Annotated in this window: 19 protein-coding genes; 17 read left to right on the top strand and 2 right to left on the bottom strand. The window is 66.0% G+C overall.

Translation table 11 applies throughout. From position 1 onward, the window contains the following. Positions 1–245: 245 nt before the first annotated feature. The 8 genes from ACWRN3_RS15780 to ACWRN3_RS15745 all read left to right on the top strand — a co-directional run bounded on the left by ACWRN3_RS15780 (position 246) and on the right by ACWRN3_RS15745 (position 8,231). Positions 246–1,358: a PP2C family protein-serine/threonine phosphatase gene (locus ACWRN3_RS15780; RefSeq protein WP_324643264.1), complete on the top strand. Its 1,113-nt coding sequence runs from the start codon at positions 246–248 to the stop codon at positions 1,356–1,358. Then, positions 1,355–3,313, top strand: coding sequence for a glycosyltransferase family 2 protein (locus tag ACWRN3_RS15775; protein ID WP_476741239.1), 1,959 nt, complete (start codon positions 1,355–1,357; stop codon positions 3,311–3,313). The genes ACWRN3_RS15780 and ACWRN3_RS15775 overlap by 4 nt, the downstream gene beginning before the upstream one ends. Beyond that, a complete protein-coding gene (locus tag ACWRN3_RS15770) occupies positions 3,313–3,645 on the top strand; it encodes an STAS domain-containing protein (protein ID WP_255173429.1) in 333 nt (110 codons plus the stop codon). Before ACWRN3_RS15775 ends, ACWRN3_RS15770 begins: the two co-directional genes overlap by 1 nt. Next, positions 3,638–4,063: an ATP-binding protein gene (locus tag ACWRN3_RS15765; protein ID WP_224023244.1), complete on the top strand. Its 426-nt coding sequence runs from the start codon at positions 3,638–3,640 to the stop codon at positions 4,061–4,063. Before ACWRN3_RS15770 ends, ACWRN3_RS15765 begins: the two co-directional genes overlap by 8 nt. 167 nt (positions 4,064–4,230) lie before the next feature. Continuing rightward, positions 4,231–4,728 (top strand): 2-oxo-4-hydroxy-4-carboxy-5-ureidoimidazoline decarboxylase, encoded by a 498-nt coding sequence (gene uraD / locus ACWRN3_RS15760; RefSeq protein WP_476741238.1) that lies wholly within the window; start codon positions 4,231–4,233, stop codon positions 4,726–4,728. Next, complete coding sequence (uraH, locus tag ACWRN3_RS15755; protein WP_324643268.1) at positions 4,725–5,063, top strand: hydroxyisourate hydrolase; 339 nt, start codon at positions 4,725–4,727, stop codon at positions 5,061–5,063. Before uraD ends, uraH begins: the two co-directional genes overlap by 4 nt. Positions 5,064–5,145: 82 nt before the next feature. After that, entirely contained in the window at positions 5,146–5,955 is an 810-nt protein-coding gene (locus tag ACWRN3_RS15750) for an IclR family transcriptional regulator (RefSeq protein ID WP_224023249.1), read from the top strand. 341 nt (positions 5,956–6,296) lie between these two features. Then, on the top strand, positions 6,297–8,231 hold the full coding sequence (locus tag ACWRN3_RS15745) for a BCCT family transporter (protein WP_476741237.1): 1,935 nt from the start codon (positions 6,297–6,299) through the stop codon (positions 8,229–8,231). Between the two features lie 93 nt (positions 8,232–8,324). On the opposite strand, the gene ACWRN3_RS15740 is transcribed toward ACWRN3_RS15745, so the two are convergent. Together ACWRN3_RS15740 and ACWRN3_RS15735 are read right to left on the bottom strand one after the other, a co-directional pair. Further along, the gene (locus ACWRN3_RS15740; protein ID WP_476741236.1) at positions 8,325–8,606 is read right to left on the bottom strand and encodes a hypothetical protein; all 282 of its coding nucleotides are present in this window, start codon (positions 8,604–8,606) and stop codon (positions 8,325–8,327) included. Between the two features lie 128 nt (positions 8,607–8,734). Beyond that, entirely contained in the window at positions 8,735–9,415 is a 681-nt protein-coding gene (locus ACWRN3_RS15735; protein WP_476741235.1) for a GntR family transcriptional regulator, read from the bottom strand. A gap of 120 nt (positions 9,416–9,535) precedes the next feature. On the opposite strand from ACWRN3_RS15735, the gene purU reads away from it, so the two are divergent. From purU to ACWRN3_RS15690, 9 genes are all read left to right on the top strand, one after another. Further along, positions 9,536–10,441, top strand: a complete 906-nt coding sequence (gene purU, locus ACWRN3_RS15730; RefSeq protein WP_255173436.1) for a formyltetrahydrofolate deformylase — start codon at positions 9,536–9,538, stop codon at positions 10,439–10,441. Positions 10,442–10,490: 49 nt separating this feature from the next. After that, the gene (locus ACWRN3_RS15725; protein WP_476741234.1) at positions 10,491–12,983 is read left to right on the top strand and encodes a GcvT family protein; all 2,493 of its coding nucleotides are present in this window, start codon (positions 10,491–10,493) and stop codon (positions 12,981–12,983) included. Between the two features lie 4 nt (positions 12,984–12,987). Next, entirely contained in the window at positions 12,988–13,614 is a 627-nt protein-coding gene (locus ACWRN3_RS15720) for a cyclodeaminase/cyclohydrolase family protein (RefSeq protein WP_476741233.1), read from the top strand. Next, positions 13,611–14,516, top strand: coding sequence for a bifunctional 5,10-methylenetetrahydrofolate dehydrogenase/5,10-methenyltetrahydrofolate cyclohydrolase (locus tag ACWRN3_RS15715; protein ID WP_476741232.1), 906 nt, complete (start codon positions 13,611–13,613; stop codon positions 14,514–14,516). Before ACWRN3_RS15720 ends, ACWRN3_RS15715 begins: the two co-directional genes overlap by 4 nt. Before the next feature lie 156 nt (positions 14,517–14,672). After that, positions 14,673–16,016: a molybdopterin molybdotransferase MoeA gene (locus ACWRN3_RS15710; protein WP_255173440.1), complete on the top strand. Its 1,344-nt coding sequence runs from the start codon at positions 14,673–14,675 to the stop codon at positions 16,014–16,016. Positions 16,017–16,553: 537 nt separating this feature from the next. Continuing rightward, complete coding sequence (locus tag ACWRN3_RS15705) at positions 16,554–17,966, top strand: MFS transporter (RefSeq protein WP_476741231.1); 1,413 nt, start codon at positions 16,554–16,556, stop codon at positions 17,964–17,966. A 254-nt stretch (positions 17,967–18,220) separates the two neighbouring features. Next, a complete protein-coding gene (locus tag ACWRN3_RS15700; protein ID WP_476741230.1) occupies positions 18,221–20,728 on the top strand; it encodes a GcvT family protein in 2,508 nt (835 codons plus the stop codon). A gap of 244 nt (positions 20,729–20,972) precedes the next feature. Continuing rightward, entirely contained in the window at positions 20,973–21,659 is a 687-nt protein-coding gene (locus ACWRN3_RS15695; RefSeq protein WP_476741229.1) for a hypothetical protein, read from the top strand. A gap of 51 nt (positions 21,660–21,710) precedes the next feature. Further along, on the top strand, positions 21,711–23,246 hold the full coding sequence (locus tag ACWRN3_RS15690; RefSeq protein WP_476741228.1) for an HNH endonuclease signature motif containing protein: 1,536 nt from the start codon (positions 21,711–21,713) through the stop codon (positions 23,244–23,246). Positions 23,247–23,405 lie beyond the last annotated feature (159 nt).

The following is a 23,405-nucleotide window of genomic DNA, read 5'->3' as shown; positions in this document are numbered from 1 at the left end:
GGCTTCCCCGCCTTCCGCAAGCCGTACAGCCCCCGCGCGGATCGTCGTCCCACCCTGCTGCCTGGAAAGCTGCTGTCGTTCTTCGAGTGTGACCGGCGTTCCTCAACGTCCCGGCAAGCAGGCACCAAGATTTCCGCAAGATCTGCTGGGTGCGGATCAATGCATCCGGACCTGTCAGCGACGCCACCGGAACCTGTGAAGCCTAAGACATGCCCTGTGCGCCTTAATACGGTAGAAGTAGAGCTATGGTCTCTCCCTCCGAATCCCGCCGTGCGGTTGTCATCGAAGATGACCCGGACATCCGCGGACTGCTGGTCCGTGTCCTGGTCAAGCAGGGCTTCGACGTCACCCAGGCGGGAGCCGGCCTGCCGGGTGTGGAGGAGGTCCGCCGCCGCAAGCCGGACCTGGTGACGCTGGACCTCAATCTCCCGGATCTCGACGGACTCGAGGTCTGCAAGCTGTTAAGGGAGTTCTCGGACGCCTTCATCGTGATGCTCACCGCGCGGGCAGACGAACTGGACAAGCTGACGGGCCTGGACAACGGCGCCGACGAATACATCAGCAAGCCGTTCAGCCCCCGCGAGCTGCAGTCCCGGATCAATGCGCTGTTCCGCCGCCGGCCCTCCGCCGCCGCTGAATCCGCTGCCCGGGGGGAGCTGGAACGCGCCACCGAGGTGCAGCAAAGCCTCCTCCCCAAGGAGGACATCCGGGTGGACGGCTACGACGTGGCAGGCCTCTTCCGGCCCTCCCGCAGCGTGGGCGGCGACTTCTATGACTGGTACCAGACCCCTGGCGGGCTCCACCTGACCTTCGCCGACGCCATGGGCAAGGGCATGGGCGCGGCACTGATCGCAGCCACCGTCCGTGCCGTCATGCGCTCCACCGGCCTGCGCCAGGACCTCGACGCCGGGTTCGCCTCAGCCAGCAAGGCGATCGCTGCGGACCTGGACTCCTCCAACTCCTTCGTCACCCTGTTCCACGCCCGGCTGGACGCAGCGTCCGGCAAGGTCAGCTATGTCGACGCCGGACACGGCCTTGCGCTGCACGTCCAGCCCGTGGGCCCCGCGGACCGCCTCCCCTCGGGCGGGCCACCGGTGGGCGCCTGGCCGGGGACCCAGTGGCCGAAGGCAGAGCTGGAACTGGCCGAGGGCGATTCCCTGGTGGTGGTCAGCGACGGAGTCCTGGACGTCTTTGAATCGGTGGAGGACTTCACCGACGCCGTGCAGCAGGCTACGCAGGCGGCAGCCTCGGCGCAGGAAGCGACCAACTCCATCCTGGCCCTCGCCCCCGCAGAGACCGCCGAGGACGACGTCACGGTGGTCGTGGTCCGCCGGCTTCCCGAGGAGATGGCCGCGTGACCCGCTTCTGGACCCGCGTGGTGGTGGTACTCACTGTCCTGACCGGCCTGAACTACATCGCCTGGCGCTGGGCGGCGTCCCTCAACTGGGATGCCTGGTGGATCGCCCTCCCCCTGGTGGTGGCTGAAACCTACAGCCTCATCGACGTCATGCTCTTCGGCATGACGGTGTGGAAGCTGAAGATCCGCAAGGGTGCGCCGCAGCCGCCGCACGACGCCACGGTGGACGTCTTCATCACCACGTACAACGAGGACCTGGACATGGTCCTCACCACGGCGCTGGCGGCCCAGAAGATCCGGCACCCGCACAGCACCTGGATCCTGGACGACGGCGCACGGCCGGAACTCAAGGCGCTGTGCGAACAGCACGGCCTGGGCTACGTCACCCGGAGCGAGGACTGGACCAAGGACCTCCCCCGGCACGCGAAGGCGGGCAATCTCAACAATGCCCTCATGGTCACCCACGGCGAGTTCCTGCTGATCCTGGACGCGGACCAGATCCCCGAGCCGGACATCCTGGAAAAGACCCTGGGCTACTTCAACAACCGCCGCGTGGCCCTGGTCCAGACACCCCAGTACTTCAGCAACGTTCCTGACAGCGACCCGCTGGGCAGCCAGGCACCGCTGTTCTACGGCCCCATCCAGCAGGGCAAGGACGGCTGGAACGCCGCCTTCTTCTGTGGCTCCAACGCCATCCTGCGCCGGGAGGCCCTGATGCAGCTGGGCCTGGTGGGCTACGTCAAGGAGACCGAAAAGAGCATCCGCCGTGCGCTGGCCGCCTCCCGGGCAGCCATCAAGCAGGCCCGGAAGTCGGCGGACGTGGAGTCACCCCTGGTGGCGGAGGTCCTGGACGAGGTGGAGGCCGCCACCCGCGAAGCCCAGGAGGAAGTGGACGCCGGCCGGCCCCTCAGCGAGGTCACCTACCGGGTCCGCCGCCGCGTGGACGCCGCGGTCCAGACCCTGGTCCAGGCCGACGTCGCAGCCCTGCAGGCGGACCTTGAGGAAATTGCCGCCATGGAACTGGCCCACGTGGGCGAGTCCGGCGTCCCGGTAGTGGCGGACGACGCAGTCCAGCGCATGTCCGCCCGTGACTGGTCGCCCCTGGGTGCCCTGGAATCCGTCCAGGCCGTGCTGGATGCGCTGACCGTGGAACGCAGCAACGAAGCCCAGCCCGTCATGCCCCTGGCCACCATCTCCGTCACCGAGGATATGGCCACCGCCATGCGCATGCACGCCATGGGCTGGGAAAGCGTCTACCACCACGAGATCCTGGCGTACGGCCTGGCGCCTGAGGACATAGCCACCATGCTGACGCAGCGGCTCCGCTGGGCGCAGGGCACCATCCAGGTGCTGCTCCGCGAGAACCCCCTGGTGCAGAAGGGCCTCAAGCTCGGCCAGCGGCTGATGTATTTCGCCACGATGTGGACGTACCTCAGCGGCTTCGCGGCGGTCATCTACTTCGCGGCGCCCATCATTTACCTGCTGCTGGGCATCCTGCCGGTCAGCAGCCTCAGCTGGGACTTCTTCATCCGGTTCATTCCGTTCATGGTGGTCAACCAGCTGCTGTTCGCAGTGGCCGGACGTGGCATCCCCACGTGGCGCGGGCAGCAGTACAGCCTTGCGCTGTTCCCCACCTGGATCAAGGCATGCACGACGGCGGCCCGCAACGTTTGGTTCGGCCGTCCCCTCGGGTTTGCCGTCACCCCCAAGGCCCGCCAAAGCGGCGGACCCAGCTGGAGCCTCATCCGGCCCCAGATCGTGGTGTCCATCCTGCTGGCGCTGGCCGCCGTCGTCGGAATTGCCCGTCTGGTAACCGGCCTGGCGGAACCGCTGGGCACCCTGGTCAACGTCGTCTGGGTGGTCTTTGACCTGGTGGTCATGAGCATCCTTGTCCGCGCCGTCCTCTACAAGGGGTACGAACCGGCCGCAGAACCTGCAAACAGAGAGGAATCCTGATGGAGTTCAGTTATGAGGTCAAAGACTCGTACGCGGAGGTTAAGGCGGACGGGCGGCTGAACATGGTCTCCGCGCCCAAGCTGCGCGAGTTCGTGACGGACGTGATCGCGGGTGGGTCCAACCGGATCGTGGTCAACCTGGAAAACACCGCGTTCATGGACTCCTCGGGCCTCGGCGCGCTGATCGGTTGCCTGAAGGCTGCCCGGCAGGCCGGCGGGGACCTGCGGATCGCTGCCGTGCAGCCGCAGGTGAACATGGTCCTGAAGCTGACCAGCATGGACAAGGTCCTCACCGCCTACCCCACGGCCCAGGAGGCGTTCAGCAATGACTGAGGTCCTGGCTTCGCGCAGCTTCCGGGGACCCGCTGCCGAGGACGCCATCGAGGCGGTCCACAACGACCTCGACAGCCTTTGGCTCGACGTTCCGTTCGTCAATGACATGGACCAGATGACGTTCACGACGGCGGTCATCGAGTCCGCGTCCAACATCGTCCAGCACGCCCAGCCCGCCGGGGACCGGGAGGTGGAACTGGGTGTGGAGACCACCGTGCAGCCGGCCATGCTGCAGGCACGGGTCAGCGCCTACCATGCAAAGCCGCCGTTCGGCCCCATGGAGCCGGCCGTCCCGGGCGAGGACGCAGAGTCCGGCCGCGGCCTGGCACTGATCGAGGCACTGGTGACCACGGTGACCTTCGAACGCCAGGACGGCACCAACACTTGGGTCCTGTCACGGACGTCATCACAGGACTAGGGCTCCCAACGGCTTGACAGTGCACCGCACCTGCTCTTGAATATTACGTATGCTGAAATAACAGTTCCATGATGCGGAAGCCTTGCTCGAGGGTAGGCGCCGGACTATCCGGCATCCGCATAGCCGTCACCATGGATGCCAGCATGACCCCAAGGATTGCGACCAGCATGAAGCTTGCCGAATTCAACAGCGCGGATGCCGCCGCCGCCCAAGCCATCCTCCGGCCCTGCATCGACGTCAGCCGCTGGGTGGAGGCGGTGGCCGGAGCCCGGCCCTACGCGGACCGCGACGAGCTCCTGGCGTTTGCCGCCGAGGCCGCCAGCCCCTTCACCCCGGCCGAGGTGGAAGCCGCCATGGCCCACCACCCCAGGATCGGGGAACGCCCGACGGCGGCCAGCACCGAGGCGTCCATGTCCCGTTCCGAGCAGGCCGGGGTGGACCCGGCGGATGCTGCTGTCGCCGATGCCCTGGCGCGAGGGAACCGGGAGTACGAGGAGAAGTTCGGCCGCGTCTTCCTGATCCGGGCGGCCGGACGCAGCGCGCAGGACATCCTGGCGGCGCTGGACCAGCGGCTCACCAACTCTCCCGAAGAAGAAGACAGCATCGTGGCCCAGCAGCTGCGCGAAATCGCCGTACTGCGGCTCGAAGGAGTGATCAGCGAATGAGCGTCTCCCATGTGACCACCCACATCCTTGACACCGGCGCCGGGCGCCCGGCGGCGGGTGTCGCCGTCGTCCTTTCGAAGAACGACGCCGGCACCTGGCGTGAGCTGGCCACCTCCAGCACCGACGCTGATGGCCGGGCCAAGGACCTGGGGCCGGAGCAGCTGGAACCCGGCCACTACAAATTGAACTTCGCCACGGGCGCCTACTACGCGGACTTGCAGACGCGGACGTTCTTCCCGGAAGTGGACCTGGTCTTCGAAGTCACCGGCCCCGAGCACTACCACGTGCCCCTGCTCCTGAGCCCGTTCGCGTACTCCACCTACCGCGGCAGCTAGCGGGCCCGCAAGGGCTTCCGCGGCCCGGCTGGCCTGCCGCAATGTCACGGCCGTCACATTAACCGGCATAGGATCAGGAAGTATGGCTTCGAATAAGGAAACTGAATCCGATACCGATGCGGAAGGCGGACAGTCCGGCGGCGTGCAGTCCGTGGAGCGGGCCCTGACCGTCCTGGAGATCCTGGCACGGGAGGGACATGCGGGCGTGAGCGAAATAGCCGAGGAAATGGGGATCCACAAGTCCACCGTGTCCCGGCTGATGGGCTCGCTGGTCACCCGTGAGATGGTCCATCAAAACAGTGAACGCGGCAAGTACCAGCTCGGTTTCGGGATCCTTCGCCTGGCCAGCTCCATTCCGGGCCGCCTGAGCCTGGTCCGCGAGGCAAGGCCAGTCCTGGAGAGCCTGGCGGAAGAGTTCAAGGAAACCGTCAACCTGGCTGTCCTGCGCTCCAACTACGCCGTGAACGTGGACCAGGCGATGGGCCCCTCCACCTTGGCCACCTACGACTGGGTGGGAAGCCTGACCCCGCTGCACGCCACCTCCAGCGGCAAGGTCCTCCTGGCGGCGCTGGAGGCGGACGACCGGGACCGAATCCTGAAGGAGACGGGCCTGACTGCCCGCACCGCCCGCACCATTACCTCCCGCAAGGAGCTGGATGCACAGCTGCTCGAGGTAGTGGCCAAGGGGTACGCAGTGGTGCGGGAGGAGTTCGAGATCGGCCTGAATGCCGTGGCAGTGCCCGTCTACAACCACCAAGGCGTCGTGATCGGGGCCCTCAGCATTTCCGGGCCGGCATTCCGGTTCGACCCGGAGAAGATCCCGGGCCTGCTGGAAACCCTCAAGGACGCAGGACTCAAAGTCAGCGCCAACATGGGTTACACGCGGCACTGACAGCCGCAAGAGTCAGCACGGCAATGACCCCGGGTTCGTTGGGACCTGGGGTCATTGCCCTTTTAACGGCGACGCGCCCCTCTTCTTAACGGCGGCCGGCCCCTCTCCGCCCGCCTGAAGAATCACGTTTCGCCGCGCCTGGTGCCCTTGACTTTGAAAGTGACGTACAGCACTCTTGTTGCTTAGCGCGAACTCTGTTGATCTTTGCGGAACACCTCCCCCATGGGGCTTAAGGCCCTGACCCCGCTGGCGACCGGCCAGGCGGCAATCCCTCCGCGGATTGCGCTGCCCACAGCCAGCACTAAACGCAAGCCCATGGACTAGCCAAAGGACCCGCTTTCATGGCCATTAACAGTGACCTGAGCTCCGCCAAGCCAAAAGTGCCGCCTTCAGGGGACATTCCCCCCGAGCCGCTGGACACCTATCAAGAGGAAGCGGCAACGGCCCTTCCCACAGTCAACGAACACAAGCAGATCCTGGAGGAACTGCGGCAGAGCAACAGGGAGCAGGCCGTCTCCCAGCGCCGCAACCGAAAGCTGACGCTGGACAAGGCGACGTTCGGCATCACCGGCGCCATCGCACTGGCGTTCGTGGCATGGGGATTCCTCGACAAGGACGGCCTGGCCACCACTTCCAAGGACGCCCTCGACTGGGTCATGGAGTACACGGGCTGGCTCTTCATGGTCCTCGCCTCCCTGTTCGTCGTCTTCGTCCTCTGGCTGGCCCTGGGCAAGTTCGGCAATATTCCGCTGGGCAAGGACGGCGAGAAACCCGAGTTCCGCACGGTGTCATGGATCGCCATGATGTTCGCCGCCGGAATGGGCATCGGCCTGATGTTCTATGGGGTGGCCGAGCCGCTGTACCACTTCGTCTCTCCCCCGCCCGGAACCGTTGACGGCCGGACCCCCGCAGCCATCCAGACGGCCATGGCCACCTCGATCTTCCACTGGACCCTGCACCCGTGGGCCATGTACGCCGTGGTGGGCATTGCCATGGCCTACGGCACCTACCGGCTGGGCCGCAGGCAACTGATTTCCGCCGCCTTCACCTCCCTGTTCGGCATCAGGACCGTAGAGGGGCCGGTGGGCAAGGTCATCAACATCCTGGCCATCTTCGCCACCCTGTTCGGCACCGCCGCCTCACTGGGCCTCGGCGCCCTGCAGATCGGCAGCGGCTTCACCTCCAACGGCTGGACAGGCGAGATCGGAACACCTGTGCTCGTGGGCATCGTGGCGATCCTGACAGCGTGCTTCATCGCGTCCGCCGTGTCCGGCATCAGCCGCGGAATACAGTGGCTGTCCAACGTCAACATGGTCCTTGCGGTGGTCCTCGCCCTCATCGTGTTCGTGGCGGGCCCCACTCTTTTCATCCTTAACCTCATCCCCTCGGCGGTCGGCGACTACTTGCGCGATCTGGCCGAAATGTCCTCCCGTACTGAGGCCGTAGGCGACGAGGCACTCCGGACCTGGATGTCCGGCTGGACCATCTTCTACTGGGCCTGGTGGATTTCCTGGACGCCGTTCGTTGGCATGTTCATCGCCCGGATCAGCCGGGGCCGGACCATCCGACAGTTCGTCACCGGCGTACTGCTGGTCCCCAGCATTGTCAGTGTCATCTGGTTCGGCATCTTCGGCGGCACCGCCTTCCATATCCAGCAGGAAGCGGACAAAGCCGGCACGCCTGGCCTGATGACCGTCACTGACGGCAAAGCAACCATCGATTTTGACGGCGCCCTGTTCAACCTTGTGAAGAACCTCCCCCTGCCCCCGTGGATGATTGCGGCCGTGATCGTCCTGGCCATGGTCCTGGTGGCAATCTTCTTCATCACCGGCGCCGACTCCGCCTCCCTGATCATGGCGTCACTGAGCTCCAACGGCAGTTCCGACCCCAAGCGTGCGCTGGTAATTTTCTGGGGTGCCCTCACCGGTGCCGTGGCCGCCGTCATGCTGTTGGCGGGCGGTGACCAGCCCTCCGAAGCGTTGTCAGGCCTGCAGCGGATCACCATCGTCGCGGCCTTGCCCTTCGTCATCGTCATGCTGTTGCTCTGTTTCGCCATCACCAAGGACCTGCGCAGGGACCCCCTCTCCCTGCGCCGCCGGCTGGCGGACTCCGTGGTGGAACGGGCTATCCGGACCGGCGTTGAGCAGCACCGCGGTGTCCAGTTTGAGCTTGTGACCAAGCATGAATGTGCCGAAGGATGCGCCCAAGGCACAAACTGCACCGGCACGGGTCCGGACGTGGAAGAGCCGGAGCCGGAAAAGGCAGCCATGCGGTAAGCAGTGTGGAACGGATGGAGCCCCGGCGCGGGAAGCGCCGGGGCTCCATGGTTATTGCCTGCGTTGAGAGCTCCAGCACCCAGCGCCGGGGGGCTAAACCCAGATTTGGTAGCCGGATGACTTATCGAAGATGCGCCGGGTGCTGATGCCCTCGGCGGCTATCCAGAGCACTGAGCCGTCCTCCGAGGCCTGGTCCACCACCCCGCTGGCCACGTGCTCCCCATGCAGCCACACTTCTACGCTGCGGCCGGCCAAGCGCGCCCAGTCGGCCCGGAGGCCGAGAACCTTTTTCGACGCGCCGCCGCCCTGGCCATCCTGTTCGGGGTTAAGGTCGGTGGCATCACGGGGGGCTTCAAGGGTTGCTTGGGAATTCACTGGTTACTCCGATCGCCGGCGCCGTCGCCGCTCGAATCCATCGCTGATATTTGATTGATATATCAATCTGGATCCAGTGTATGGTCCACGTCACACTCTGTGTCAACAGGCGCCCGGGGCGAAAGGCACTAGGCCTTGAAAAGCGCCTCCCGAACCGCACTTTCGAATCCGCTCACGTGGACGCGGGCAAGCTCGGCAGCCCGCTCCTCATCCCCGTCGATGACGGCGCGGAGCAGATCGAGGTGTTCACGAACGTGGTGGGACAGGTCCGGCAGCCGGTCGATGACCATACACCAGATGCGCGTTGCCAGGTTGTCGTAGCGGATCAGGATGTCTTCCAGGTGCGGGTTGGCGGCGGCGGCGTAAATGCCCTGATGCACTCGGGCATCTAGCTGCAGCGTCTCGGTCACGGTCGCCGAGGACACATCGAACGCCTCAACCTTTTCGAGCGTGGCACGCAGCTCGTCCCGGACCGCGGGGGAAGCCACCCGTGCGGCACGGGTGGCCGCGAGGGGCTCGAGCTGGGCGCGGATCTCCGAAATAAAGGAAAGGTCGGTCACGTCCACCCTGGTAGCAAAGGTGCCCCGGCGCGGGTAGGTCTTCACCAGCCGGTCCAGCTCCAGCCGCTTCAGGGCTTCGCGCACCGGAGTGCGGCCCACACCCAGATTCTTGGCCAGGAGCTCGTCATTCAGCAGCTCTCCGGGTTTGATTTCAAGGGTCAGCAACCAGTCGCGGATGCTTTCGTAGGCGACGTCAGCCAGGGACTTCTTTCCCGTGGCCTCCGCCACCGCTAAAGCTTCGAATGCCATGCTGAGCCCCTTCTTCCCAACCAGAAAAAACTATTGACCTCGCCTGTGGACCAGTATACGCTGGCACCCAATCTAATATATCAGTTTGTCGCTTTTGAATATATCTAGAAGGAGTAGGGTATGACCCTCATCGAAGCAGTCCCAGCAACCACCACCCTGCCGGCGCTCAAGGAAGAGCAGCCGCAGAAGTTCGTCCTGACCCTGTCCTGCAAGGAGCAGGCAGGAATTGTGCAGGCCGTCACCACGTTCCTGTTCGAGCGCGGCTTCAATATCGACGAGCACCAGCAGTTCGACGACAGCCTGCGCGAGACACTCCACCTGCGCACCGCGTTCTCCGGCTCCCCCAACTACACGCCTGCCATGCTCGAGGAAGAGTTCGCGGGCATCGCCAGCCGGTTCGACATGAAGTTCAGCTTCCACGACCAGACCCCCAAGCGCGTCCTGGTCATGGTGTCCAAGTTCGGCCACTGCCTGAACGACCTCATCTTCCGGTGGCGCGGCGGCAGCCTGGGCGGCGAACTGGTGGCAGTCGTTTCCAACCACGAGACCCACCGTGCGATGGCGGAAGCCGCCGGGCTCCCCTTCATCTACGTCCCCGTCACCCCGGACACCAAGGCCGATGCGGAGCGCCGGCTGCTGGAACTGGTGGATGAGTACGAGGCCGACCTCGTGGTCCTGGCCCGCTACATGCAGGTGCTCTCGGACGACCTTTGCCGGGCACTGGAAGGACGGGCCATCAACATCCACCACTCCTTCCTTCCCGGGTTCAAGGGCGCCCGCCCCTACCACCAGGCCTACGACCGCGGCGTCAAGCTGGTGGGCGCCACCGCCCACTACGTCACGGCAGACCTGGACGAGGGCCCGATCATCGAGCAGGAAGTCATCCGCGTGGACCACACCTATGGCCCGGCGCAACTGTCCACCGTGGGCCAGGACGCCGAGGCGCTGGCCCTCTCCCGCGCCGTCCGCTGGCACTGCCAGCACAGGGTGCTGAAGGACCAGACCAGCACCGTGGTGTTCCGGTAAGCACCCCTCGTCCGCAGACATAACCCGCAAAGCAGCAGGAGAGACCCCCTTGGAATCGTCACCACGCATTGTCATTATCGGAGCCGGCATCGTCGGCACCAACCTCGCGGATGAACTCGTCACCCGGGGCTGGAACAACATCACCGTCCTGGACCAGGGACCCCTCAACATGCCCGGCGGCTCCACCTCGCACGCCCCGGGACTGGTCTTCCAGACCAACCCCTCCAAGTCCATGGCCCTGTTCGCCAAGTACACCGTGGAGAAACTGCTGTCCCTGACCGAGGACGGCACCAGCTGCTTCAACCAGGTGGGCGGCCTGGAAGTTGCCACCACCGAAACCCGCCTCGCGGACCTGAAGCGCAAACTCGGCTACGCCCAGGCGTGGGGCATCGAGGGCTCCATCCTCACCCCGGCTGAGTGCAAGGAGCTCTACCCGCTCATCAATGACGAGGACATCCTCGGCGGCCTCCACGTTCCCAGCGACGGCCTCGCTTTGGCCGCCCGCGCCGTACAGCTCCTGATCAAGCGCACCGAGGCCGCCGGCGTAAAGTACATCGGCAACACCGAAGTCACCGGCATCGAACAGTCCGCCCGCCGGGTCACCGGCGTCCAGACGCCCGACGGCGTGATCCCGGCAGACATCGTCGTCTCCTGCGCCGGATTCTGGGGCGCCAAGGTCGGCGAGCTGATCGGCATGTCCGTGCCGCTGCTGCCGCTGGCGCACCAGTACGTCAAAACCACCCCGGTCCCGGCGCAGCAGGGCAAGAACGAACTGCCCAACGGCGCTTCGCTGCCCATCCTCCGGCACCAGGACCAGGACCTCTACTACCGCGAGCACGGCGACCGCTACGGCATTGGCTCCTACGCCCACAAGCCCATGCCCGTGGACCTGGACGAACTCGGCAGCTTCAAGCCGAACGAGATCAGCGAGCACAACATGCCGTCCCGGCTGGACTTCACCCTCGAGGACTTCCTCCCCGCCTGGGAGGCCACCAAGCAGATCCTGCCGGCCCTGCGCGAAAGCGAGATCGAGGACGGCTTCAACGGCATCTTCTCCTTCACCCCCGACGGCGGCTCGCTGGTGGGAGAGTCCAAGGAACTCGATGGCTTCTTCGTCGCCGAAGCCGTCTGGGTCACCCACTCGGCGGGCATCGCCCGCGCCGTCGCCGAACTCCTGGTGGACGGCAAGTCCAGCATCGACCTGGGCGACTGCGACATCCACCGCTTCGAGGACGTCCAGCTGACCCCCGAGTACGTCAGCGAAACCTCGCAGCAGAACTTCGTGGAGATTTACGACGTCCTGCACCCGCTCCAGCCCAAGCTCTCGCCCCGCAACCTGCGCGTGTCCCCCTTCCATGCCCGGCACAGGGAACTCGGCGGCTACTTCCTCGAAGGCGCCGGCTGGGAACGGCCCTACTGGTTCGAGGCCAACGCCGACCTGCTCAAGGAAATGCCTGCCGAATGGCAGCCGCCGGCCCGCGACGCCTGGTCAGGCATGTTCAGCTCCCCCATCGCCGCCGCCGAGGCGTGGAAGACCCGTACCGCCGTCGCCATGTACGACATGACGCCCCTGAAGCGCCTCGAAATCTCCGGACCCGGCGCCCTGAAGCTGCTGCAGGAACTGACCACCGCGGAAATGAACAAGAAGCCCGGAGCCGTCACCTACACTCTCCTGCTGGACGAGCAGGGCGGGGTCCGAAGCGACATCACCGTCGCCCGCCTGGACGAGCAGACCTTCCAGCTCGGCGCCAACGGCAACATCGACACCGCTTACTTTGATCGGGCAGCCCGGCACCAGACAGCAAGCGGAAGCGCCGAAGACTGGGTCCAGGTCCGCGACACGACCGGTGGCACCTGCTGCATCGGCCTCTGGGGCCCGCTGGCCCGGGAGGTTGTCGGCGCGGTCAGCAGCGATGACTTCTCCAACGACGGCCTGAAGTACTTCCGGTCCAAGAATGTCGTCATCGGTGGCGTCCCCGTTACTGCCATGCGCCTGTCCTACGTCGGTGAGCTGGGCTGGGAACTGTACACCAGCGCTGACAACGGCCAGCGCCTCTGGGATGCGCTCTGGAAGGCCGGCCAGCCGTTCGGCGTCATCGCCGCCGGGCGTGCCGCGTTCAGCTCCCTCCGCCTGGAAAAGGGCTACCGCTCCTGGGGCACGGACATGACCACCGAGCACGACCCCTTCGAGGCCGGCCTCGGCTTCGCGGTGAAGATGGCCAAGGAGAACTTCGTCGGAAAGGCGGCGCTGGAAGGCCGCACCGAGGAGAACTCCGCGCGGCGCCTGCGCTGCCTCACGGTCGACGACGGCCGCAGCCTGGTGCTGGGCAAGGAGCCTGTGTTCTACAAGGACCAGGCGGTTGGCTACGTCACCAGCGCCGCCTACGGCTACACAGTTAAAAAACCGATCGCCTACTCCTACCTGCCCGCAGAAGTCTCCATCGGCGACTCCGTGGAGATCGAGTACTTCGGACGCCGGATCGTCGCCACGGTCACCCAGGACCCGCTGTACGACCCCACCATGACCCGGCTCCGCGGCTAGCACCATGATCAGTTCAGAGACAGTCAGCAGCTACCTCACCCGGCTGGCCGCAAAGCAGCCCACACCAGGCGGTGGCGCTGCAGCGGCCCTGCACGCCGCCCAGGGTGCAGCCCTGGTGGCCATGGTGGCGCGCTACACCACCGGCGCCAAATACGAGCAGCATGCACCGCTGGTCCAGCGCATCACGCAGGCCGCCGACGGCCTTGTCACCGAAGCACTGAGCTTGGCTGAAGCAGATGAAGAGGCCTTCCAGGCAGTCATCGACTCCTACAAGCTCCCGTCCGGCACTGATGACCTCAAGGCCGCCCGGGCGGCCGGGATCCAGTCCGCGCTCATCCAGGCGGCACAGACGCCTGCCCGGCTCATCAAGCTGTCGGGCGCAATCGTGGACCTTGCCACCGAACTGTTCGACGTCGCCAACACCAACGTCATCAGTGACGTTGCGGCGGCCGCTGACGCCGCCCGCGCAGCTGCCACCACGGCGCGCGTCAACATCGACATCAACGTCGTGGCGGTCAAAGATACCGAGGCACGCGCACTGCTGGCCCAACAGACAGACGGCATTGAAGAGAAAGTGGTCCTGGCGGCAGATGCCCTCTCGGCCCGCGTGAGGGAAAGGATCCTGGGTTGAGCACCGCAGTACTTTCCGGAAAGCCTTTGGCCGGTTTGATCCAGCAGGAGGTCCAGGACCAGGTCCGCTCGCTTGAACGGGACGGCGTCCGCCCGGTCGTGGCGGTGGTCATGGCGACCGCAGATGAGTCAACGCGCTGGTACGTCCGTTCCATCAAGCGGGCAGCTGAGCGCGCCGGAGTCGGCTGCCGGATCATCGACCTTGGCCATGACGCAACGGAACCGGCACTGGCCAGGGTCCTGCAGGACCTGAGCGCCGAACCGTCCGTGAACGGCATCATCCTGCAAACCCCGCTGCCGGCGGGGGTCCGGACCGACAACCTGGTGGGCCTGATCGCCCCGGAAAAGGACATTGACGGCGCCAATCCGCTGAGCCTGGGCCGGCTGGCCGTCGGTCAGCCGGCCTTCGCTCCCGCAACCGCCCGCTCCGTCGTCGAAATCCTGGAACACTACCGGGTTCCCGTAGCGGGCAAGTCCGTGGTGGTGGTGGGCCGGTCCGCCGTTGTGGGCAAGCCACTGTCCCTCCTCCTGCTGGCACGCGATGCCGCGGTGACGGTCTGCCATTCCAGATCGGGCCCGCTGGAGCGCTACACGAAGGATGCCGACGTCGTGGTGGTCGCAGCCGGGCGCGCCGGGCTGCTGACCGGCAGCCACGTCTCCTCCCGGACCGTCGTGGTCGACGTCGGCACGAACGTCCTTGCCGATGGCTCGCTGGTGGGTGATGTGGACGAAGCCAGCGTCACCGGGACCGCAGCGGGGCTCACCCCCGTTCCCGGCGGCGTCGGCTCCGTGACCACCGCGCTGCTGCTCCTGCACACCGTCGAGGCCGCACGCCGGCAATCGTCCTCCCTGCCGCTGCCTGCCGAAGCCGTGGAGGCCCAGGCCCTGGAAGCGGCGGGCTAGGAAAGGCACAGCGTCAGCAACGGGTGTCCCGTTTTTCGTAAAAGGTGCTTCGGTGGGCCTAAGACCTGGGGAGGTATTCCTCATCGAAGCACCGTTTTCGGAAAACGGGGCCCCGCAGCCGGCATTTGCCGCTGAATCAGCAAGGAGGAGGCCCGGATGCCTGCCAATGGACCGACAGCCACCGTTATTAGGAGTACCGCCGGGACGGGTCCCGCGCCGGGCCCCGCCCCGGAAAGGGGATGCATACCGTGGTCCGAAGCGCGCCATGTCGCCTTCGGCTCAGCCAATCCGCTCCCGCCCGTGGCCGTCCCCCTCACTGAAGCCATTGGGCGGACCCTGAGCCGGGACGTCACCGCACTCCAGGACCTGCCGCACTATGCCTCGTCCGCGATGGACGGCTGGGCCGTGAACGGGCCCGGTCCGTGGCTGCTGGGCGGGTCCGGCCAGCACGGATCCCTGCCCCGTGAAGGCAACAGATTTTTACCCGCAAACAGTGCCGCCGTGATTGCCACCGGCGGCCTCGTACCGCACGGTGCCGATGCCGTCCTGCGGAAGGAAAGCGGCCTGGCCGCACGGGACACCAACGGCAACCACATCCTGACACTCCGCCCCGAGGCAAAGGCCGGCGAGCCGCGCAGCGGCCAGCACATCCGTCCCGCTGGGCAGGAAGCCCGGTCAGGGGACGTACTCTTACCTGCCGGCACTGTCCTTAATCCCGCGCACGTGGCCCTGGCTGCGGCGGCAGGGCACGACGCCGTGCAGATCCGCGCCCGGCCCGCTGTCGCCGTCGTACTCACCGGGGCTGAAGTGGTGACGCAGGGTGTCCCCGCTCCCGGGCAGGTCCGGGACACCTTTGGCCCGCAACTGGGAAGCGTGGTGTCCCTCCTCGGCGGTGTTGCCGGCACCCCGCAGAGGATCGGTGACTCCTTTGGCAGCTGGCTGGATGCCCTGGACAGCCCCGTCCTGCCCGCCGGCGGCACAGATGTCATCATCACCACCGGCGGCACCGGCAAGTCCGGGACAGACCATTTCCGTGCCGCCATCCATGCCCTGGGCGGACAGCTGCTGGTGGACGGCATCGCGATGCGTCCCGGCCATCCGGCCGTGCTCGCCAGGCTTCCCGACGGGCGGTTCGTGATCGGTCTTCCGGGCAATCCCCTGGCAGCCGTGATGGCCCTGCTCACTGTCGGCGCACCCCTGATCGCCTCGCTTGGGGGCGCGCAACTGCCGCCGCTGCAGCTTGTAATGTCCGGCTGCGACCTCGAGGGCGATCCAGGAATGACACGGCTCCTCCCTTGCCGGTTCCTGTCCGGCCTTGCGTTCCCGGTCGGGCACACCGGCCCTGGCATGATGCGCGGGCTTGCCTGGGCCGACGCGGTCATGGCCGTTCCTCCCCAGGGCGCTGACTCGGGGGGACCCGTACCCGTGCTCCCGCTTCCGTGGGCAGCACAACCAAGAACCTCAAGGACACCCGGGGCGGAGGCCGCCATCCCAGCCTGACGCAATGGTTTGCCTTGGTTACCCCCTCACCAGCCGCTGGGTACAACAAACCGGGGCGGTCTCCCTATCCCCATGGGCAGGGCTTTCGGCATGCCCCTGAACACTTAGCAGAAGGGCTTACATACTGCGCCTCTCAAGGGTCACACTCTTGACATTGAGTGTGAGCTAGCGCACGATTTTGTTGCATAAAGCGAACGTTGTTGATCATCACGGAACGCAACTCGCCCGGATGTGCTCCTCCAGTCCCCCGGCTCCACCCGTGATGGCCTTGGGAAACAGACGAACGAATTTCACGATGGCCGATCCGAAAGGGGCCTGGCCCCCCGCATCGGCCGCACAACGTTGTCAGCATCCTTGCGGCAGCGCCAGATCACCAAAGGAAACTGTCTATGACTATCAAAGGTGGCAGCACCATCGATCAAAGCAGCGCGGAGCGCCGGAGCCTGGGGGCGGCGCCGAAATCAGTCTGTGCGTTCAGGAAACGGCGCTCCGGTGCCGTCAGCGGTTTGCGCTGAAGCCCGAAGGGAACGAATTTCAATGATCAATCCGACCAGGACGACGGCCCCCGTCGACACCTCCACATCAACAGAGACCAGCTCCAAGTTCAAACGCCGCTTCATGGTGCGGCTTGTCGCGGTCTTCATCGGCGGGATGTTCCTCGACGGTTACATCCTCGGAATCATCGGCCCCGTCACCGGACCCATGCGGTCAGATCTCCAGCTCGACGCACTGTCGCTGGGCATGATCGCTGCAGGCCCCCTGGCAGGTATCTTCATCGGCTCCCCGCTGGCCGGCTGGGCTACTGACAAGTTCGGACGCAAGCCCATGTTCCTCGTGGACATGGGCCTGTTCCTGGTCGCATCAGCTGCCCAGTTCTTCGTAACCTCCGGAGACGGCGCCGTAATCCAGCTGGCCATCATTCGATTCCTGATGGGCGTTGCGATCGGCGGCGAGTACTCAATCGGGGGGCCACTGCTGTCAGAGTTTTCCCCTCCCAAGCTCCGCGGACGGCTGCTCGGGCTGACCCTGATCGCCTGGTACGTCGGTTTCATGATGGCATTCATCATTGGCACGCTCCTGCACGACGCCGGCACCCCGTGGCGCCTTGTCATCGGCACGAGCACGGTACTGGCATTCGTTCTGTTCCTCGCCCGCATAGGCCTCCCCGAATCGCCGAGCTGGCTCATTACCAAGGGACGGCGTGAGGAAGCACTTGCGATCGCACGCAAATACGTCGAATCACCACAGATGCACGACAGCATCACCGAGGAGATCGATCTGAGGATGCTCCAGGAGGCCCAAGCCGCGCAGGGCAGGACCAAAATCAAAAACGCCTCCTTCGGAATGTTGTTCTCGAAGGAGCACTGGCGCACCACCCTCTTCACCGCGGGTTTTTGGTTCTGCGCGGTCACTCCGTACTTCGCGATCGCGACCTTCGCCGACGACGTGCTCAGCCAGTTCGGCTTCGGCGGCGGCTGGGCCGGTGGAGTCGGCCTGTCCGCACTTGCGGCCGCGGGTGTTGTCACCACCGTGCTTCTGATTGACAAGCTGGGCCGCCGAATCCTCACCGTGCCCGGACAGTGGCTCTGCGCAGGCATCCTGCTGGTCATCGGCGTCTGGGCGGACGCACCAGCGATCCTCGTGCTCGCCCTGTTCCTCGCGTTCTCCTTCTTCAATGCCGGCTACACCACATTGACCCAGGTCTACCCGGCCGAGGTATTCCCCGCCCCCCTGCGCGGCATCGGCATGGGCTTCGCCGCGGCTTTCAGCCGCATCGGAGCCGCACTCGGCACCTTCGCCCTGCCGTGGGCAATCAGCAACATCGGCTTGGGCCCAAGCATGGTCGTGGCTGCCATCGTTGCATTGCTCGGCGCGGTCCTTTCGCAATGGCTCGCGCCTGAGACGAAGGGGCGCACCCTCGCCGAAATCTCAGCAGACGTTTCCCACTGACACCGGGACCGGACGGCCTCGCGCCGCCGGATAACCGGAGCTGCACCAAAGAGGCCTTCGCCGCACCAGCGGCGGAGGCCTCTTTGCTGCCTTTCGACTAGCGCTGCCGTCCCCCGCAACAAAGCAGGAAACCCTTGACATCATCTGTGAGCTGCGACACCCTGTTGCATATAGTGATGCACGTTGCTCATGGCGAAGCAAACTCCATCACCCGGTCAGGCGGATTCCAGCACCAACCAGGAGAACCCAACATTATGAGCGCATCACCCCGTGTCGTCATCATCGGAGCCGGAATCGTCGGCACCAACCTCGCCGACGAGCTGGCAAGCCGCGGCTGGAGCGACATCACCGTCGTCGAGCAGGGTCCGCTGGAGCTCGCAGGCGGCTCCACGTCGCACGCCCCGGGTCTCGTGTTCCAAAACAATCCGTCCAGGACCATGACGGAATTCGCCACGTACACCGTCAACAAGCTCCTCGCCCTGGGCAAGGACGGCCAGTCCTGCTTCAACCAGGTGGGCGGCCTGGAGCTGGCCACCACTCCCGAGCGCCTGGCCGACCTCAACCGCAAGATGGGCGTCATGACCTCCTGGGGTGTCGAAAGCAGGATCGTCGACGCCGACGAATGCGAAAAGATCTACCCGCTGCTGAACACCGGCAAGCTCGCCGGCGGCCGCGAGGTCCTGGGCGGCCTGCTCATCCCCACCGACGGCCTCGCCCTGGCGGCCCGGGCCGTACAGCTGCTGATCGAGCGCACGCGCGAACAGGGCGTCACCTACCGCGGCTCCACCACCGTCACCGGCATCGCCCAGGAGGGCGGCAAGGTCACCGGCGTCGAAACCTCCTCCGGCGTGATCCCTGCTGACATCGTGGTTTCCTGCGCAGGGTTCTGGGGACGTGAACTCGGCCGGATGGTGGGCCTGGAGGTGCCGCTGCTGCCGCTGGCCCACCAGTACGCCGTCACCACCCCCCTTGCCGAACTCGAGAACGTCAACGAACTTCCCAACGGCGCCAGCAAGCCCATCCTGCGCTACCAGGACAAGGACCTGTACTACCGCGAATGGGGCGACCGCATCGGCATCGGCAGCTACGCCCACCGCCCGATGCCCGTGGACATGTCCGCACTCCCGAAGGTCTCAGCCGAGGACATGTCCCACCACCGGATGCCCTCCCGCCTGGACTTCACCCTCGAAGACTTCGTTCCCGCATGGGAGGACAGCCAGGACCTGCTGCCCGCGCTGCGCAGCACCGAAATCCAGGACGGTTTCAACGGCATCTTCTCCTTCACCCCGGACGGCGGCCCCCTCATGGGCGAGGCACCGGACCTCGAGGGCTTCTTCGTGGCCGAGGCCGTCTGGGTCACGCACTCGGCCGGCGTTGCCAAAGCCATGGCAGAGCTGATCATCGACGGCCAGCCGCAGACCGACCTGCACGGCTGCGAACTGACCCGTTTCGAGAAGGTGCAGACCTCTGACGCGTACGTCAGCGAGACCTCACAGCAGAACTTCGTGGAAATCTACGATGTCATGCACCCGCTGCAGCCCCGCGAATCACCGCGGGACCTGCGCGTCAGCCCGTTCAACGTCCGCCAGAAGGAACTCGGGGCTTTCTTCCTGGAGTCCGCCGCCTGGGAGCGCCCGCACTGGTTTGAAGCCAACCGCGGGCTCCTTGAGGAGCTTCCAGCCGAGTGGCGGGCCCCTGAGCGGGACGAATGGTCCGCCATGTTCCACTCCCCCATCTCCGCCGCCGAAGCGTGGAAGACGCGCACCGCCGTCGGACTTTTCGACATGACGCCGCTGAAGCGGCTCTCCGTGGTGGGCCCGGGCGCGCAGGCGCTGCTGCACCGGCTCAGCACGGGCAACATCGCCAAGAAGCCAGGTGCCGTGACTTACTGCCTGCTGCTGGCGGACGACGGCGGCATCCGCAGCGACGTGACCGTGGCCAGGCTCGCTGAGGAAGAGTTCCAGCTGGGCGTCAACAGCAACGTGGACTTCGATTACCTCCGGGTGGAGGCCCGCCGGCAGTCAGCGGCCGATCCCTCCCAGTGGGCGCACGTCACCGACATCACCGGCAGCACCTGCTGCATCGGTCTGTGGGGCCCGCTGGCACGCGAGGTCATCGGCAAGGTCAGCACGGACGACCTCACCAACGACGGCCTCAAGTACTTCCGCACCAAGGAAATCTCGGTTGGCGGCATCCCCGTCACCGCCATGCGGCTCTCCTACGTAGGCGAACTCGGCTGGGAGCTCTACACCACCGCCGAGTACGGGCTGAAGCTGTGGGACCTGCTGTTCGAGGCCGGCCGGGAGCACGGCATCATCGCCGCCGGTCGCGGCGCCTTCAACAGCATGCGCCTGGAGAAGGGCTACCGGCTGTGGGGCACGGACATGACGTCCGAGCACCACCCGTACCAGGCCGGCCTGGGCTTCTCCGTGGCCAAGGACAAGACCGGGTTCGTGGGTGCCGAGGCGCTGGCGGTCCGCAAGGAACAACCGGCAGCCAAGACGCTGCGCTGCCTGACGGTCGACGACGGCACGTCAGTGGTGCTGGGCAAGGAACCGGTGTATGTGGCCGGGGAAGCCGTTGGGTACGTCACCAGTGCCGCGTACGGCTACACCGTCCGCAAGCCCATCGCCTACGCCTGGCTGCCCTCCTCCGTGACCGAAGGCGACTCCGTGGAGATCGAGTACTTCGGCAGGCGTGTGGCGGCCACGGTCACAGCCGAGCCCCTCTTCGATCCGGCCATGGAGCGGCTCCGCGGCTGATCTGTCCCGGCGGTTGAGCCGTCGAAATCTGTGGTTGGGCCCGCTTGAGACCGGCAGGCCCAACCATCTTTTTTGTGCCCGCTGGATGGTGCCATCCGCCCTGGGTCAAGGCCGTAGAATCACCTCGACAACCAAAAAATGGGGGATTGATGGTGTTCGGCAACAAGCAAACGAGCGGGATACGCGGGAAAGCGATGGCGGCCCACGACAGGGAGTGCCCACACGACATCCTCGCCTCCCTGCCGTGAATCAGCGGCCTGCCCGCCGCGCCTGGACGTTCGCCGCCGTCTGCGTCATGGTGGCCTCACTGACGCTCCTGATATTCGGCCCGGCCCGCGGGCCGATGATCCAGCTGCTGCCCTGGTATGTGGCGGCGTACCTGCTGATCGGGGCGTGCATCTTCGGCCCGCCCCGGAACGTGGTGTACCTCCGGCAGATTGCGGCGTTCCTGCTGCCCGGGGCCCTGCTGGTGCCCCTGGCACTGCTGAACGCCGGCGTCTGGGCAGGCGGCTGGCTGCTCGGGCTCCCCGCGTGGGGACTGCTGCTGAGCCGGTGGACGCCGGCCAACGCGCTCCGGGCCCTCGATGTGCTGAAGTTCCTCGGCCTGCTGGTGCTGGGCATGCTGATCTTCACCTTCAACGTCATCTACCCGGTCTTCAGCCTCGGCTTGTTCCTCCTCCCGGTCATCCCCCTGGTCCGGCTGGCCTGCCCTGAGTACCGGGCAAGGCCGCTGCAGGCGGCCATTGAGGTCCTTTTGGCCGTGGCCGCCGTCGTCATCGCATTTGTCCTTCCCACCCCCGAAGGATCCTGGGCCTCACCGTGGACGTATGCGGGCGGGGCGGCGACGGCAGGACTCATGATCGCGTATTCGGCCCGGGGCAACCCCCGCCGTTCACGGCCGGTGCGGCTCAATGACGGAGCCATCGTTTAGCGACCGCACCAGGCTCCTAGGAATGTCAGACCCCCTTGTCATGATGGGTTTATGGGGAAGGCAGCGGTGGTGAGGGCTTTTGAGGAGATCCGTGCTGCCCTTGCCGTGCTGACTGCAGAGGTTGGTGCCGTGGTTGATGGGGCCGGTGCAGTGCCTTTTTCTGCGGCTGACCCTCTTGCTGGTTTGGCGGAGGGCTGCCTGGACATTCTGGCCGGGTCCCGGGAGGTGGAGGCCGGGATTGCTGCGGTGAAGGCCAGGGCCGCTGTGAAGTACGCGGAGAGCGCCGCGGCTGTTGCGGGCCCGGATGTTCCGGTGCAGGCACAGGAGATGGCGGTCGCGGCGGAGATCGGGTGTGTGCTGGCTCTGGGTCCGCGGGCGGCGGGTTCGTTCCTGGCCACCTCGCACGCTGTCACGGCGACGTTGCCGCGGACGTTGGAGGCTTTGCAGGCCGGGGTGATCTCCTGGCAGCACGCGGTGGTGATGGCGGACGAGACAGCGTGTCTGGATGCTGTTGGGGCGGCGGCGTTGGAAGCCCATTTCCTGGACCCGGACGCACCGGACCCGGCACGGGGGTGCCCGGTGGGGCAGCTTCCGGCGCACCGGTTCAAAGCCAAGGCCCGCACCTGGCAGGAACGCCACCAGGCCGGGTCCATCGAACAACGCCACGCCAAAGGGGTCGCGGACCGGCGGGTGGAGTTCCGGCCGGACCAGGACGGGATGGCCTGGCTCTCCGCGTACCTGCCCGCGGACCAGGCCCTGGCCGGGTGGAACCGGCTCACGGCGACCACCCGTGGCATGCAGGGACCGGATGAAGGCCGCACCATGACCCAGCTGCGTGCGGACACCTTCGCCGACGCGATCCTTACCAACGGCACACCAAACGACAGCGACACCCGCGGCAGTGACAGCACCAGCGGCAGCTTTACCGAGGGTGTGAGTGCCGTGGGGGACCGGGTGCAGGCGCCGATCCGGGCGCAGGTGCTGGTCACGGTCCCGGTGTTCTCCCTGCTGGGCCTGACCGACGAGCCAGCGATGCTGGACGGGTACGGTCCCATCCCCCCGTCAATGGCCCGGGCACTCGTCGCCTCCGGTGCGGGGTCGTTCTACCGGGTGCTGGTGGACCCGCGGGACGGGGCACCGCTGGAAATCGGCCGGACAAGCTACCGGGTCACCGGCGCCATGCGGGCCTGGTTGAGGATGCGGGATGGGAAGTGTCCGTTCCCGGGGTGCAGCAACAACTCCCTGGACAACGACGCCGACCACATCCTCGCCTGGCACAAGGGCGGCACCACCGGAATCAGCAACCTGGGACAGCCCTGCCCCAAACACCACAAACTCCGCCACACCACCGGCTGGAAACCCACACCCGCCACGAAAATCGAACCACCCGGCTGGACCTCACCCACCGGCCGCCACTACCAAAGCGAACACCAGGACTGGGAACCACCACGCTGGCCGAATCTCCACAACCGCGTCCAGGCGCAGGAGGAAGGCAGTCCGCTTGGCGCTGTTCCGGATCTCGTGCACTTCCAGCTATCCCCGGCAGAAGATTGGCTGGACCGGGTCCTGCACCCCCCATCCGCCTGAGACGGCGAGGTCAGTGCGGCCCTGTCCAGGCCTTGCATGGTGTCTGGTGCCGGTGCTTGGCTGATGAAGAGGTATCCAAAGACATTCCAGACGACGAGCACCTGCTGGGAGGATGTGGCGCCGGGGTCTGAGGCGACACCGCAGGACACCCAGGATGAC

This window comes from Pseudarthrobacter sp. rb, from assembly GCF_056389225.1.
The sequence above is the reverse complement of the archived record's forward strand: the minus strand, read 5'-3'. Positions and strand labels throughout refer to the sequence as shown.

Bases quoted from the DNA above. Each gene is read 5' to 3' on its own strand.
- ACWRN3_RS15770 (WP_255173429.1), top strand. From the start codon at position 3,313: ATGGAGTTCAGTTATGAGGTCAAAGACTCGTACGCGGAGGTTAAGGCG.
- ACWRN3_RS15705 (WP_476741231.1), top strand. From the start codon at position 16,554: ATGATCAATCCGACCAGGACGACGGCCCCCGTCGACACCTCCACATCA.
- ACWRN3_RS15780 (WP_324643264.1), top strand. From the start codon at position 246: ATGGTCTCTCCCTCCGAATCCCGCCGTGCGGTTGTCATCGAAGATGAC.
- ACWRN3_RS15765 (WP_224023244.1), top strand. From the start codon at position 3,638: ATGACTGAGGTCCTGGCTTCGCGCAGCTTCCGGGGACCCGCTGCCGAG.
- ACWRN3_RS15690 (WP_476741228.1), top strand. From the start codon at position 21,711: ATGGGGAAGGCAGCGGTGGTGAGGGCTTTTGAGGAGATCCGTGCTGCC.
- purU (WP_255173436.1), top strand. From the start codon at position 9,536: ATGACCCTCATCGAAGCAGTCCCAGCAACCACCACCCTGCCGGCGCTC.
- ACWRN3_RS15745 (WP_476741237.1), top strand. From the start codon at position 6,297: ATGGCCATTAACAGTGACCTGAGCTCCGCCAAGCCAAAAGTGCCGCCT.
- uraH (WP_324643268.1), top strand. From the start codon at position 4,725: ATGAGCGTCTCCCATGTGACCACCCACATCCTTGACACCGGCGCCGGG.
- ACWRN3_RS15700 (WP_476741230.1), top strand. From the start codon at position 18,221: ATGAGCGCATCACCCCGTGTCGTCATCATCGGAGCCGGAATCGTCGGC.
- uraD (WP_476741238.1), top strand. From the start codon at position 4,231: ATGAAGCTTGCCGAATTCAACAGCGCGGATGCCGCCGCCGCCCAAGCC.
- ACWRN3_RS15710 (WP_255173440.1), top strand. From the start codon at position 14,673: ATGCCTGCCAATGGACCGACAGCCACCGTTATTAGGAGTACCGCCGGG.
- ACWRN3_RS15720 (WP_476741233.1), top strand. From the start codon at position 12,988: ATGATCAGTTCAGAGACAGTCAGCAGCTACCTCACCCGGCTGGCCGCA.
- ACWRN3_RS15750 (WP_224023249.1), top strand. From the start codon at position 5,146: ATGGCTTCGAATAAGGAAACTGAATCCGATACCGATGCGGAAGGCGGA.
- ACWRN3_RS15735 (WP_476741235.1), bottom strand. From the start codon at position 9,415: ATGGCATTCGAAGCTTTAGCGGTGGCGGAGGCCACGGGAAAGAAGTCC.